Origin of the sequence: Pseudomonas sp. BF-R-26 (assembly GCF_019947395.1) — a bacterium.
In the GTDB taxonomy this organism is placed as follows: domain Bacteria; phylum Pseudomonadota; class Gammaproteobacteria; order Pseudomonadales; family Pseudomonadaceae; genus Aquipseudomonas; species Aquipseudomonas farris.
Map to the genome: position 1 here is coordinate 38257 of NZ_JAGYGK010000013.1, position 14195 is coordinate 52451.

The window sequence follows — 14195 nt, forward strand, 5'->3', positions numbered from 1 at the left end:
CGCGCAACCCCAACGACCGGCTCATTCCACGGCTCCAATATCAAAGGCCAGCGGCTTGGCGGTTTTCTGCCCGAACCCGTACCAGTCCAGCTTGCGGGTCAGCACCATAAACACGCCCAGCAGACCGAACAACAGCAGCGAGCCCATCAACAACGCGTAATCCTCGGCACTCAGCAAGCCGTAGAGCAAGCCATACAACGCCGCCAGCCCCGCCGAAAAACTCAAACCGTGATGCACGCTGCGCAGCACATGACAGACATAGAAACCGATCAACAACACACAGCCACTCGCCGACAGCAGATATGCCAAGGCAAAGCCAATGTGCTCGGACAGCGACAGCAACAACAAGTAGAAAAACGCCAGCGCCACGCCGACCAGCGCGTATTGCACCGGGTGTACCGCCAGGCTTTTCAGCACTTCGAAGAGGAAGAAACCGGCGAAGGTCAGGACGATGAACAGCAGCGCATATTTGATTGCCCGGTCGCTTTTCAGGTACTGGTCCACCGGGTCGATGAAACTCACGCCGAAGCTGCGACCGCTGAACGCCTCGCACTGGCCGCCAGACACGCAACTGTTCAATGCCTCTTGCAGGTTGGTGGAGAAAAACGAGGTTTGCCAATTGGCGGTGAAACCCTGATCGGTGATTTCACGCTGGGCCGGCAGGTAGTTACCGATGAAGCTTGGATGAGGCCAATTGGCGGCCAGTGAAACCTTGCTGGTCTTGCCCACCGGGAGAATCTGCAACTGGCCGGTGCCTTGCAGGCGCAAGTCGAAACCGAAGGCCAGTTCCGTGGCCTGTTTGGTATCCAGCGCTGGCAGCGTCACGTGCACGCCCTCACCCAACCAGCCCACCTGGCTACCCGGTACAAAATCCAGGCTCTGGCCATTGAGTTCGAGTTTCAATGCATTCTCGATGCCGCGAATGTCGCTGATGCCGACGGCCAGGAACGGTTGGTCGAAGCGGTAATCGGCGAAGTCCTCCTTGATGCCCAGTTGCGCCGGGACCGAGAAATGCCCGCTGATGCGGTTGTCGGCATGAAACAGCCGCGCCTCGTAGATACCCCGGGCGCGCAGTTCGGTCTGGACCTGGCCGTCCAGTTCGAAGCGCTCCGGCAGGAAATACAAACGCCCACGTTCCTCGCCGACGTCCTGGTAACGCTGGTTGGTTTTTTCGTTGGTTTTCCAGGTACGTACCGTTTTGCGATAGGGCACCACCATCAGCGGGCCGCTCAGTTGCTGGCTGTAACTGGAACTGCGGGCGATGTCTTCGAGCACACCATCGCGCAGTTGTTGCCGATCCTGGATCACACCGTTGATCATCAGCAACGGGATCAGCAGCAACAGAATCAAAAGGGCAATCGCCCCGAGTTTTAGGGTCAGGCTACGGTTCATGGGACTCTCCCTGTTTGGATGGGGAAAGTCTGGAGTCGGTGTGTGGGAGTTTTATGGGGGGAATGTGGAGAGTGTGTGGAGACTGGGCTGGCCCCATCGCGAGCAGGCTCGCTCACACATTTGATCTTCGGTTCGCATATATTTTGTGTTCGCTGGAGATCCCTTGTGGGAGCGAGCCTGCTCGCGATGGCCGCGACTCGGTCCTAAGGCAGGCGCAACGTGACCTCCACGCCGCCGTCGACATTACCGATACTCATCGCACCGCCATGCAACTTGACCACCTCTTCAACGAAGTTAAGCCCCAACCCCGTACTTTTACGCCCACTGTCCGGACGCGGCAGTGAGTAGAAGCGCTCGCTCAAGCGCGGCAATGCATAGTCGGGAATCGCCTCGGCCTGGTTGAACAGCCTGAACTCAATCTGCTCACCGAGTCGTTCGGCGCTGAATCGCAGCACGCCTCGAGCCGGGGTGAAGTCCAAGGCATTCTCCAGCAGATTGCCCAGCGCCTGGCGCAACAGAAACGGTTCGCCGAGCAGGTTCAGATCCGCTGCAATTTGCTGTTCCACACGCAACTGCTTGCCTTCGATTCGCGCAGCCTGCGCGCTCAACAGCTCATCTACCAAATCCGCCAACGGCACCGCCACGCGCTCTTCCAGCCCTTGGCGCTGTTCGACCTGCGCGAGGTTCAACAGTCGTTCGATCAACTGCTGCATGCGCGCACTTTCGCTGTCGATGTTGCTGACGAAACGCTGCTGCTGAGCCAGCGGCATCTCACCTTGCAGTAACTCCGCCGCACCACGAATCGCCGCCAGCGGGCTTTTCAATTCATGGGTCAGGGTGTGCACATAACGCTCGACGTAGGCTTTGCCCTCAAGCTGGGTGCGCATCTGCTCCACCGCCGTGGCCAGTTGTTCCAGCTCGCCGCCACGATAATGCGGTACCTCGACCCGCCGGCCTTCGCTGACTGCCTGGGCATACGCCGTCAACCGTCGCAGCGCCGCGCTCAGCCACCACGACAACAACGCACCGAATAGCAAACCGAGGCCTATCAGCCCGGCGCCATAAATCAGCAATCGCCGCTCGGTGCGATCAACGTAGGGCTGCAGCGAGCTGTTGGGCTTGGCCACCGTCACCACACCGATGATTTGGCCGTTGTCGCGAATCGGTGCCCCGACATGCATCACCGACGAGTTCGAATCATCCGGGTCGCTGCGCGTCGAACGAGCGCCGTACTCGCCGCGCAAGGTCAGGTAGACGTCGTTCCAGCGCGAGTAGTCCTGGCCCACCGCGATGCCGCTGGAATCCAGCACCACAATGCCCTTGGCATCGGTGACGTAAATCCGGTGGTTGACCTGATTCTTCGGCATGCCCCAGATTTTCGCCTTCGGTTGCCGCTCACCGTAAGCCTTGAGCAACTCCGGCCAGCGGTTCTGGCTGAGGGTGCCGGCCTTGAAGTCGTCGCGCAGGATCTCGGCCATCAGGTTGGCGGTGTCCACCAGGGTTTCTTCGGTGGACTGGCGCACGCCGGGGCGGATTTCTTCCATCACGGTGTTGAGCACGAAGTAGCCGGTCAGGCCGATGAACAGCACGTAGACCAGAAAAATCCGGATCCCCAGGGGCATCAGCTGTGCACCGGGCTGTAGCTGTAACCGAGGCCGCGGTGAGTCTGGATCGGCTCGGCGTCGGCCTTCACCTGGCGCAATTTGGCGCGCACGCTCTTGATGTGGCTGTCGATGCTGCGCTCGTAGCCGGCATCGGCGGCCACACCCAGTGCATCGAGCAATTGCTCGCGGCTGAAGACTCGCTCGGGTTGCTCGAGCAGGCATTGCAGCAAACGAAACTCATGGCGAGTCAGGCTCAGGGGCTGACTGCGATAGCTGATCTGCACCCGTTCACTGTCGATGCGAAACAGCACGGACGCCACCTCCGCCACCGGTCGTGGCGCCATACGCTTGAGAATCGCCCTGACCCGCGCCGCCACTTCCCGGGGGCTGAACGGTTTGACCACGTAGTCGTCGGCACCGATTTCCAGGCCCACCACCCGATCGATCTCTGCATCACGGGCGCTGAGGAAAATCACCGGCACTTCGCTGAAACGCCGCAACTGCTTGCAGGTCTCAAAGCCGCTGATGTCTGGCAGGCCGATATCGAGGATGATCAGGTCGGCAGGCGTGGCGCGCTGATGTTCAAGCGCCGCCGCGCCAAGGCTCAACCAAGTGGTAGTGAAGCCCTCGCCCTGCAAGGCGAAAATCAGGGTGTCGGCAATCGCCGCTTCGTCTTCGACAATCAGGATATGAGGCATGGCGTCCGAGCCCGCTAGTTAAGTGGGCGAACGGTGCCCCAAGGCTGATTCGCCGTCAATCAGCAGTCGGGTTTGTCTGCCGTAAAACGCCGTGCCGGGTTCACTGCAGCACCGAATTCACGCAGCGCTTTGGCGCCGATCAGCAACGGGTAATTGAAGCTGCTGCGGTCGGTGAGGTTGACCTCGACGGTGCGCTTGACGTTGCCCAGGCACAGTTCCAGATCAACCACTGGCCGCTTGGTGGGTTCGATCGCTTCCTTGTCATCCTCGTCTTCTTCGGAGCGGGTCTTGATCTTGCTGATCCGCGCGATCTTGTGTTCGTAGACCTTGTTGCTGGCACCTTTGGTGGCGAGGCGGAAACGCACCCATTCGTCGCCATCGCGGGTGAAGGTTTCGATGTCTTTGGCCGACAGCGACGCGGTCAGGGCGCCGGTGTCCATTTTGGCCTTGAGGACTTCGCCGCCGATTTCCGGCAGCGCGATGTATTCATAACGCCCGTACAGGGTCGGCTCGGCGGCCAGAATCGGCAGGGCCACGAGGGAAAGTAGTGCTAGGAGAGATTTCACGTAGGGGGGCTTCCTTAGGGAATGTGGAGGCATGGCCGAATTCTAGACCGTAAAAAACAACGATAGTTGGTCCGCCTCACACCTATGTGGCGAGGGAGCTTGCTTGTGGCGAGGAGGCTTGCCCCCGTTCGGCTGCGCAGCAGTCGTAAAACGGTCTATATGGTGTACCTGAAAAATCGCGGGGCCTGGTTTTGGGAGTCCTTCGGCCTCCAACGGGGGCAAGCCCCCTCGCCACAGAGAACTCATAACGCTGGAAGCATACCGCCACAAACGTGAAACATTCGTCACCACCAATTTGGCCTGTCGCCTGAAGCTGCTTATCATGGCGCGCCCAAACGCTTTCAAGAGTTACTTATGCGCCGCCTGCTCACCGGCTGTTTCGTTACCCTGCTGCTGTTGCTAAACACCCTGGTGCTGTTCGGGCCTTTGATGGTGTTCGCCCTGTTGAAACTGCTCCTGCCCGGGCGCTTCCGCGATTACGCTTCCTGGACGGTGATGTGGATTGCCGAAACCTGGGCCGAGATCGACAAGCTGATCTTCCGACTGTGCATCCCCACCCAATGGGACATTCGCGGCGGCGATGATCTGCGCCGCGACACCTCGTATCTGGTGATCGGCAACCATCAATCCTGGGTCGATATTCCGGCACTGATCCAGACGCTTAACCGGCGCACGCCGTTTTTCAAATTCTTCCTCAAGAAAGAACTGATCTGGGTGCCGTTCCTGGGCCTGGCCTGGTGGGCGTTGGACTATCCGTTCATGAAGCGCTACACCAAGGCGTTTCTGGCAAAGAACCCAGAGTTGGCCGGCAAGGATCTGGAGATCACTAAAGAAGCCTGCGAGCTGTACAAGCGTCAGCCAGTGACGGTGGTCAATTACCTGGAAGGCACTCGATACACCTCGGCGAAAAGCGCCCAGCAGCAGTCACCGTTCACCCACCTCCTCAAGCCCAAGGCTGGCGGCGTGGCTTTTGTGCTGGCGGCGATGGGTGAACAGCTGGATGCCGTTCTCGATGTGACAGTGGTGTACCCACAGCAGAAGATTCCGGGATTTTGGGATTTGATCAGCGGCAACGTGCCGAGGGTGATCATCGATATCCAGACCCGCGAGCTGGACCCGGCGCTGTGGCAAGGTGATTACGAAAACGATGCGGCGTTTCGCGAAAAGGTCCAGAACTGGGTCAACCAGCTCTGGATCGAAAAAGACCGGCGCATCAAGGCGCTACGCGCCGAAGGCTGACTCAGCTACCGGTTCCCGCGCCCCAGATCCCGCCGAGGTTTTGCAGCAGCGAACCGGCAACGCCTTGCTGACCGAGGTATTGCAGGATTACCGGAGCAAACTGGCCGATCATGCCGCTGTCCATGCCCAACGCGCTGAAGGCGTTGTTCAGGTCGTTGGTGTCCTTGACGTTACCCAGCAAGCCGTCGAGCAACGCATTCTTGTCCGACCCCGCGCCGAGCAACCCGCCCAGACCGTTCAGGCCACCGATGGCGCTGTTGCCAGCGATTTGACTGAGGCCCGGCACGTTTTTACTCAGCTCGGAGAAGTCTTCGCCGCTGAGTTGATTCCTGGCCAACCCCAACATCGCACCAGCACCGCCGACAGCCTGCTCCGGAGTGATGTCGAGCTGCGAGCCCAAGGTGTTGAGCAACCCGGCCGCCTTGGGTGCCGCCGCCACAGCGCCATCGCCCTGGTTGCCTTGGTTGCCCTGCATCGCCGAAACCACATTGGCCGCATCGCTGAGGCTGAACTCTGCAAAGGCCGGGCTGGCGGCCAGCGTCGTCAACGAAGCGACAGCCATGAGCGATGCCAGTGCAAAACCGCGTGAAACTTTCATCCAGACATCCTCTAGTGGCATGAAAACCGCCCGGTAACGAGGCGGAAAAACTGCCAATTTGACCGGACATCCGTCGGCATGTTCCCCCGTCACGTCTATGAAACGTGAAACCCCGGACTCACGCGATGAATGGCATACAGGCACCCGGATCTGGAGGAAGAACTGAGGCGACTTTTGTGGCGAGGGGGGTTGTCACAAAGCCCCCTCACCACAGGGTTAGTGTGACGCATAAAAAAACGGCGACCCGAGGGTCGCCGTTTTGCTTTGCGTGAAGCCTTACGCCGCGCTGAACAACTTGTGCGGATCGATCACAAACTTCTTCGGCACGCCCGCATCGAACTCGCCATAACCACGTGGCGCGTCATCCAGGCTGATGACTTCAACACCCACGATGTCGGCAATCTTGATGCGATCCCACATGATCGCCTGCATCAGTTGGCGGTTGTACTTCATCACTGGCGTCTGGCCGGTGTGGAAGCTGTGGGATTTAGCCCAACCCAAACCGAAGCGAATGCTCAGGCTACCCATTTTCGCGGCTGCATCCACAGCACCCGGGTCTTCAGTCACGTACAGGCCAGGGATACCGATTTTGCCGGCCACGCGAACCACGCCCATCAGCGAGTTGAGCACGGTCGCCGGAGCTTCGTGTTTCACGCCGTCATGGCCATGACCACGGGCTTCGAAGCCTACGGCGTCGACAGCGCAATCCACTTCAGGCTCGCCCAACAGCGCAGCGATCTGTTCGTGCAGTGGGGTATCCAGGGACAGGTCGGCGATTTCGAAACCCTGCGCCTTGGCATGCGCCAAGCGGACAGTGTTGACGTCACCGATGATCACCACTGCAGCGCCCAACAGGCGAGCAGAAGCGGCAGCCGCCAGACCGACTGGACCGGCACCGGCGATGTATACAGTGCTGCCAGGGCCAACGCCGGCGGTCACTGCACCGTGGTAACCGGTCGGCAGGATGTCGGAGAGGCAGGTCAGGTCGCGGATTTTTTCCATTGCGCGATCGCGATCAGGCAGCTTCAGCAGGTTGAAGTCGGCGTACGGCACCATCGCGTACTCAGCCTGACCACCGGTCCAGTCGCCCATGTCGACATAACCATAAGCACCGCCCGGACGCGCCGGGTTAACGCTGAGGCAGACACCGGTGTGCATCTCTTTGCAGGAACGGCAGCGCCCGCAAGCTACGTTGAACGGTACGGACACCAGGTCGCCGATTTGCAGGTTCTCGACGTCGCTGCCTTTCTCGATCACTTCACCGGTGATCTCGTGGCCGAGCACCAGACCGGTCTGAGCAGTGGTACGGCCGCGCACCATGTGCTGGTCGGAACCACAGATGTTGGTGGAAACCACACGCAGGATGACGGCGTGGTTAATCTTCCTGCCGCGCGGGTCCTGCATTTTCGGATAGTCGATTTTTTGTATTTCGACTTTGCCATTGCCGAGATACACCACACCACGATTGCCAGACATGCTTTCACCTCGCTGTTGTTTTTATGTAGCGGTCGCGTCGCCATGGATCGGCGGCGCGTTGATTGCTCGGGTTATTGCCTGTGTCTTTTTGCGTTGTCTGTCAGGGCCTCATCGCGGGCAAGCCCGCTCCCACAGGTCTTTGTGTCGTTCACAAATGTCGGGCACACCTCAGCTCACTGTGGGAGCGGGCTTGCCCGCGATGGCGATCTAAAGAACGACCGTGCGATTGGCGTTCAAAAACACGCGTCGTTCAATGTGATAACCAACAGCCCGCGCCAGCGTCAGCCCTTCGATATCCCGCCCTTTGGCGATCAAATCTTCGGGGTAATGGCTGTGATCCACAGCCTCCACGCCCTGGGCGATGATCGGGCCTTCGTCCAGGTCGTTGTTGATGTAGTGCGCCGTGGCGCCGACCAGTTTCACGCCCTTGTTGTAGGCCTGGTGATAGGGCTTCGCACCCTTGAAACCCGGCAGTAGGGAGTGATGAATGTTGATCGCCTTGCCATCGAGTTTGCGGCACAGCTCTGGCGACAGAACTTGCATGTAGCGGGCAAGAATCACCAGTTCGGCGCCGGACTCTTCGACCACCTGCCAGACCTGACGCTCCTGCGACGGTTTGTCGTTCGGGTCCAGCGGGAAATGGTAGTACGGAATCTGGTGCCAGTCGGCCAACGGCTTGAGGTCCGGGTGGTTGGAGACCACGGCGACCACGTCCATCGACAACTGGCCGATGCGCTGGCGGTAGAGCAAGTCGTTGAGGCAGTGATCGGCCTTGGAGACCATGATCACCACTTTTGGCCGGTGGTGCGGCGGGGTCAGCTCGAAGACCATCCCGAAGGCGTCACCACGCTCTGCCAAACCGGCGCGAAAAGCTTGTTCGTCGAAGCCATCGGGCTGACGAAATTCCACGCGAATGAAGAAACGGCCCGAGAGCCGGTCATCGAAGGAATGGTGCTCGGTGACGTAGCAGCCCTGCTCGAACAGAAAGCGGGTCACCGCATCCACGGTGCCGAGGACGCTAGGGCAATCGGCGGTCAGAATCCATGTGTCTGGGGCGCGGCTCATAGTGCGGTGACTCCTGTTCGAAAATACCTAGGCGACTGCGAAGACCTGTGCCGAGGGAGCTTGCTCCCGCTGGGTTGCGAAGCAACCCCTATTTCAGCAACCGCATTCCTGCAGAAGGAACGCGGACTCAGGTTTTACGACTGCTGCGCAGCCGAGCGGGAGCAAGCTCCCTCGCCACAATTACGCCTGGACGCTAAGCCCGTACTCAGCGGCCGCATCCTGCAACCACAACCACCAGTAATCCGAGAAGCTACGGCGGATCAGCAGTTCCCAGGTGTCTTCAGCGGTATGGCGGATCACCAGTTGCGACTTGGCAAACACGGTGCCGACAGCCTTGCCCACCGGGAAGCTGTTGGGGTGCACGTCATAGCTGGTGGATTTCATCAGCACCTGACGTACGTTCGGGCCGCTGAGTTCGAGGATCTGCTGGCCGCCGCTGACGTTGACGATCTGGATGTGCAGGTCACCCAGTGCTTCACGCAGCTTTTTCTCGGCAGCGAATTCTTCGCCGGTCGGCACGATCAGCAGCCATTCATCCGGCCCCATCCATTGCAGGCTGGTTTCACCTTTGATCACCACGGTCAGCGCGGCTGGCAGTTCCAGGCCGAGGGCCTTGTGCACGCCGGCGGCGAATGCCGGGTCGTGCCCATCGCCACGGATGGTCAGGTGACCGAGGAGTTTTTTCTCACGCACGATCACGCCGGCGTTCTTGCGACCCTTGCCCACCAGGCTGGCGAGGTCGGCATGATGCAGCGACGACTCGGCCTTGGCCCCGGAGGTTGGGCGTTGTTGGTAAACATTGGCTGCGGTCATAAAGCACCTGTTCCTGAATTCAATTTCCTGTGGGAGCGTGCCCGCGATGGGAGCAACTCGGTCTGCCTGTGGCACCGCGTTATCGTTCATCGCGGGCAAGCCCGCTCCCACAGGGGACTGTGGTGTTACACGTTCTGGCGATCGCCTTTCGGATCGAAGAACACCGAAGAAACGATTTCCGCCTCGATCACGCTGCCGTCGGCCAGCGGTGCGAACACACGCTCACCCATGCGCTTCAGACCGCCCTTGACCACACCCATGGCAAACGAATAGCCGAGGGAGTTGTGCAGGTAGCTGGAAGTCACGTGACCGACCATCGTCATCGGGATGGTTTGCTTGGTGTTGAACACCAGTTGCGCACCTTCCGGCAGCCATTTGGTCGGATCGATCGGCTTCAGACCGACCAGCTGTTTGCGCTGATCACGCACGCAGTCTTCGCGGTTCATGCCACGCCAGCCGATCCACGAGAACGGTTTGGTGCGACCGACACACCAGCCCATGTTCAGGTCGTCCGGGGTCATCGAGCTGTCAGTGTCCTGGCCAACGATGATGAAGCCCTTCTCCGCCCGCAGTACGTGCATGGTTTCGGTGCCGTACGGGGTCAGGTTGTACTTCTTGCCGGCCTCGACGATTTTCTCGAGCACGCCCATTGCATAGTCGGCCTGCACGTTGACTTCGTACGACAGCTCACCGGTAAACGAAATCCGGAATACCCGCGCCGGCACACCGCCGACCAGAGCTTCTTTCCAGGTCATGAACGGGAAGGCTTCGTTGCTCAAGTCGATGTCGGTGACTTCGCTGAGCAGCTTGCGGCTGTTCGGCCCCGACAGGGTCATGGTCGCCCAGTGGTCAGTCACGGAAGTGAAGTACACCTTCAGGTCTGGCCATTCGGTCTGATGGTAGATTTCCAGCCATTGCAGCACGCGTGCAGCGCCGCCGGTGGTGGTGGTCATCACGAAGTGGTTATCGGCGAGGCAGGCGGTTACGCCGTCGTCGAACACCATGCCGTCTTCTTTGCACATCAGGCCGTAGCGGGCCTTGCCCACGTCGAGTTTGGTCCAGGCGTTGGTGTAGATGCGGTTGAGGAACTCACGCGTGTCCGGGCCCTGGATGTCGATCTTGCCCAGGGTCGAAGCGTCCAGCAGGCCGACGCTGTCGCGCACGGCTTTGCATTCGCGCTTCACGGCGGCATGCAGGTCTTCACCGTTTTTCGGGAAGTACCATGGACGTTTCCACTGACCGACGTCTTCAAACTCGGCGCCGTTCTTCACGTGCCAATGATGCAGCGCGGTGAAACGAACCGGCTCGAAGATGTGCCCACAGTGACGACCGGCCACGGCGCCGAAGGTCACCGGCGTGTAGTTCGGACGGAACATGGTGGTGCCCATCTGCGGGATGGTCACGTTCAGCGAACGGGCGGCAATGGCCAGACCGTTGACGTTACCGAGCTTGCCCTGATCGGTGCCAAAGCCCAGCGCGGTGTAGCGTTTAACGTGCTCGACCGACTCGAAGCCTTCGCGGGTCGCCAGTTCGATGGCGGCAGCGGTGACGTCGTTTTGCAGGTCGACGAATTGCTTCGGCGCCCGTGCGGTGGCTTTTTCGTGAGGCACCTGGAACAGCGCCAACGTCGGTTCTTCCAGACGGCTCAGGGCTTTCGGCAAGGTCGCTTCGACCCCGCTGAAACCGGCTTCGCTGGCGGCGCGAGCGCCCCCTTCAAAACCATCGGCCAGCGAATCGCCGAGGCCGTAGACGCCGTTGATGCCACCGACGCACACGCGTTTTTGCGGTGCTTCGCCCGGTACGAAACCGAGGATGTCTTCACGCCAGATCGGCTTGCCACCCAAGTGCGACGCCAGGTGAACCACCGGGCTGTAGCCGCCGGAACTGGCGACCAGGTCGCAATCGAGCCATTCGCCTGGGCTGGTGACGGTGTGCGCTTTTACATCAATCGCTGCAACACGAGCGGCGGTGACGTGCTTGCTGCCACGGGCTTCGATCACGGCGCTACCGGTCAGGATGCGGATGCCTTTGGCGCGCGCTTCTTCCACCAGCGCACCGCGAGGGTTGCTGCGGGCATCGGCGATCGCCACCACTTGCAGACTGGCGTCGAGCCAATCCAGCGCTACGCGGTAGGCATGGTCGTTGTTGGTCGACAGCACCAGTTTCTTGCCCGGTGCCACGCCGTAACGGCGCACGTAAGTCGACACAGCGCCGGCAAGCATGTTGCCCGGCACGTCGTTGTTGCCGTAAACCAGTGGACGCTCATGAGTACCGGTCGCCAGCACTACACGCTTGGCGCGAACCCGGTGGATGCGCTGACGCACCTGGCCGATCGGGGCGCGATCGCCGAGGTGATCGGTGAGGCGCTCGTGAATGGTCAGGAAGTTATGGTCGTGGTAACCGTTGACCGTGGCGCGCGGTAACAGCAGCACGTCCGGGGTGTTTTTCAGCTCGGCGATGACGCTGGCGACCCACTCGGTGGCAGGCTTGCCGTCGAGGCTTTCGCGGGAATCGAGCAGGCTGCCGCCGAACTCTTCCTGCTCATCGGCCAGGATCACACGCGCACCGCTACGGGCAGCCGCCAGTGCAGCTGCCAGACCCGCAGGGCCAGCGCCGACGATCAGCACGTCGCAGTGCTGGTTCATGTAGTCGTAGGTGTCCGGATCGTTCTCGGTCGGCGAGCGGCCAAGGCCGGCAGCCTTACGAATGTACTTCTCGTAGGTCATCCAGAACGATTGCGGGTACATGAAGGTTTTGTAGTAGAAGCCCGGCGGCATCAGCTTGCCGCCGACCTTGCCGAGAATCCCCATCATGTCGTTGTTCACGCTCGGCCAGCCGTTGGTGCTGGTGGCGACCAGGCCTTGATACAGCGCTTGTTGCGTGGCGCGTACGTTCGGGATCTGCGTGGCTTCGGTCGCACCGATCTGCAGCACAGCGTTCGGCTCTTCGGCACCGGCGGCGAAGATGCCGCGCGGGCGCGAATATTTGAAGCTGCGGCCGATGATGTCGACACCGTTGGCCAGCAAGGCTGCGGCCAGGGAGTCACCTTCAAAGCCTTTGTAGACCTGGCCGTTGAAGGTGAAGCTCAGCACTTTGTTACGGTCGATCCGTCCGCCGTTGGACAGGCGATTGATCTGGCTCATACCTTCTCTCCCAGAGCCGTGGCGGCCGCTTTCGGGCTGTCGGTCTTGTCGGTGAACTGCGGCTTGGCGCCGATCTTGTAGGTTTCGAGAATCTCGTAGGTCACGGTGTCACGGGTGGCGTTGAAGTACTGACGGCAACCGGCGACGTGATCCCACAGTTCGTGGTGCAGACCGCGAGGGTTGTCGCGGAAGAACATGTAATCGCCCCACTCCTCGTCGGTGCAGCTGTTCGGATCCAGTGGACGCGGGATGTGCGCCTGGCCGGATGCGTGGAATTCCTCTTCGGAGCGCAGTTCGCCGCAGTGAGGACAGAAGATATGCAACATGGGGATTTCTCCTGTTAGTGGGCAACCGCAGCAGCGCCGTGTTCGTCGATCAACGCACCGTTGTGGAAACGGTCGATGGAGAAAGGTGCGGCCAATGGGTGCATTTCACCCTTGGCCAGGCTTGCGGCAAACACGTTGCCCGAGCCAGGTGTTGCCTTGAAGCCACCGGTGCCCCAACCGCAGTTGAAGAACATGTTCGGTACCGGGGTTTTCGAAATGATCGGGCACGCATCCGGCGTGGTGTCGACGATGCCGCCCCACTGACGGTTCATGCGTACGCGCGACAGCACCGGGAACATCTCGACGATGGCCTGAATGGTGTGCTCGATCACCGGGTACGAACCACGCTGGCCGTAGCCGTTGTAGCCGTCGATACCGGCGCCGATCACCAGGTCGCCCTTGTCGGACTGGCTGATGTAACCGTGTACGGCGTTGGACATGATCACGCTGTCGATAATCGGCTTGATCGGCTCGGATACCAGCGCTTGCAGCGGGTGCGATTCGATCGGCAGACGGAAACCGGCGAGTTTGGCCATGTGCCCGGAGTTACCGGCGGTGACCACACCGACGCGCTTGGCGCCGATGAAACCCTTGTTGGTTTCAACACCGATGCACACACCGTTTTCCTTGCGGAAGCCGATCACTTCGGTCTGTTGAATCAGGTCCACGCCCAAGGCGTCGGCGGCACGGGCAAAGCCCCATGCCACGGCATCGTGACGGGCCACGCCGCCGCGACGCTGGACGGTTGCGCCCATCACCGGGTAGCGAGTGTTCTTGGAGCAGTCGAGGTACGGAATCTCGTCGGCTACCTGTTTGGCATCGAGCAGTTCGCCGTCCACGCCGTTGAGGCGGTTGGCGCTGACCCGACGCTCGGAATCACGAATGTCTTGAAGCGTGTGGCACAAGTTGTAAACGCCACGCTGGGAGAACATCACGTTGTAGTTCAGGTCCTGGGACAGGCCTTCCCACAGTTTCATCGCGTGTTCGTACAGGTGCGCCGACTCGTCCCACAGGTAGTTGGAGCGAACGATGGTGGTGTTGCGCGCGGTGTTACCGCCGCCCAACCAGCCTTTCTCGACCACGGCCACGTTGGTGATGCCGTGTTCCTTGGCCAGGTAGTAGGCGGTCGCCAGACCATGCCCGCCACCGCCGACGATGACCACGTCATAGACCTTTTTAGGGGTCGGCGTGCGCCACATCTTCTGCCAGTTTTCGTGATGGCTGAGGGAGTGTTTGAAGAGGCCGAAGCCCGAATAGCGTTGCATAGTCATTTAC

The 14195-nt window shown here is 60.4% G+C and carries 12 protein-coding genes; 1 reads left to right on the forward strand and 11 read right to left on the reverse strand.

Annotation, left to right across the window (positions count from 1 at the left end; genetic code table 11):
• Positions 1-21 precede the first annotated feature (21 nt).
• The 4 genes from creD to KGB18_RS20010 form a co-directional block, all read right to left on the reverse strand.
• Positions 22-1392: a cell envelope integrity protein CreD gene (creD, locus tag KGB18_RS19995; protein ID WP_123719608.1), complete on the reverse strand. Its 1371-nt coding sequence runs from the start codon at positions 1390-1392 to the stop codon at positions 22-24.
• Positions 1393-1595: 203 nt separating this feature from the next.
• Positions 1596-3014, reverse strand: coding sequence for a two-component system sensor histidine kinase CreC (creC, locus tag KGB18_RS20000; RefSeq protein WP_223570368.1), 1419 nt, complete (start codon positions 3012-3014; stop codon positions 1596-1598).
• Positions 3014-3694 carry a two-component system response regulator CreB gene (gene creB, locus KGB18_RS20005; RefSeq protein WP_123719610.1) on the reverse strand — a complete coding sequence of 227 codons (681 nt, stop codon included), beginning with the start codon at positions 3692-3694 and terminating at the stop codon, positions 3014-3016. Before creB ends, creC begins: the two co-directional genes overlap by 1 nt.
• A gap of 59 nt (positions 3695-3753) precedes the next feature.
• A complete protein-coding gene (locus KGB18_RS20010) occupies positions 3754-4260 on the reverse strand; it encodes an ATP-dependent zinc protease (RefSeq protein WP_123719611.1) in 507 nt (168 codons plus the stop codon).
• Positions 4261-4614: 354 nt separating this feature from the next.
• Between KGB18_RS20010 and KGB18_RS20015 the strand changes: the two genes are divergently transcribed.
• A complete protein-coding gene (locus KGB18_RS20015; RefSeq protein ID WP_123719612.1) occupies positions 4615-5499 on the forward strand; it encodes an acyltransferase in 885 nt (294 codons plus the stop codon).
• 1 nt (position 5500) lies between these two features.
• Here the strand turns inward: KGB18_RS20015 and KGB18_RS20020 are convergent, their stop codons facing one another.
• The 7 genes from KGB18_RS20020 to KGB18_RS20050 form a co-directional block, all read right to left on the reverse strand.
• Positions 5501-6097 carry a DUF2780 domain-containing protein gene (locus KGB18_RS20020; RefSeq protein ID WP_123719613.1) on the reverse strand — a complete coding sequence of 199 codons (597 nt, stop codon included), beginning with the start codon at positions 6095-6097 and terminating at the stop codon, positions 5501-5503.
• A gap of 276 nt (positions 6098-6373) precedes the next feature.
• A complete protein-coding gene (gene fdhA, locus KGB18_RS20025; RefSeq protein ID WP_123719614.1) occupies positions 6374-7573 on the reverse strand; it encodes a formaldehyde dehydrogenase, glutathione-independent in 1200 nt (399 codons plus the stop codon).
• Between the two features lie 207 nt (positions 7574-7780).
• Positions 7781-8638 (reverse strand): formyltetrahydrofolate deformylase, encoded by an 858-nt coding sequence (gene purU / locus KGB18_RS20030; RefSeq protein ID WP_007907570.1) that lies wholly within the window; start codon positions 8636-8638, stop codon positions 7781-7783.
• Between the two features lie 180 nt (positions 8639-8818).
• Complete coding sequence (locus KGB18_RS20035) at positions 8819-9451, reverse strand: sarcosine oxidase subunit gamma (RefSeq protein ID WP_201061805.1); 633 nt, start codon at positions 9449-9451, stop codon at positions 8819-8821.
• Positions 9452-9576: 125 nt separating this feature from the next.
• Complete coding sequence (locus KGB18_RS20040; RefSeq protein WP_123719616.1) at positions 9577-12594, reverse strand: sarcosine oxidase subunit alpha; 3018 nt, start codon at positions 12592-12594, stop codon at positions 9577-9579.
• A complete protein-coding gene (locus KGB18_RS20045; RefSeq protein ID WP_033053963.1) occupies positions 12591-12920 on the reverse strand; it encodes a sarcosine oxidase subunit delta in 330 nt (109 codons plus the stop codon). Before KGB18_RS20045 ends, KGB18_RS20040 begins: the two co-directional genes overlap by 4 nt.
• A gap of 14 nt (positions 12921-12934) precedes the next feature.
• Positions 12935-14185 (reverse strand): sarcosine oxidase subunit beta, encoded by a 1251-nt coding sequence (locus KGB18_RS20050; RefSeq protein ID WP_007947735.1) that lies wholly within the window; start codon positions 14183-14185, stop codon positions 12935-12937.
• Positions 14186-14195: the final 10 nt, after the last annotated feature.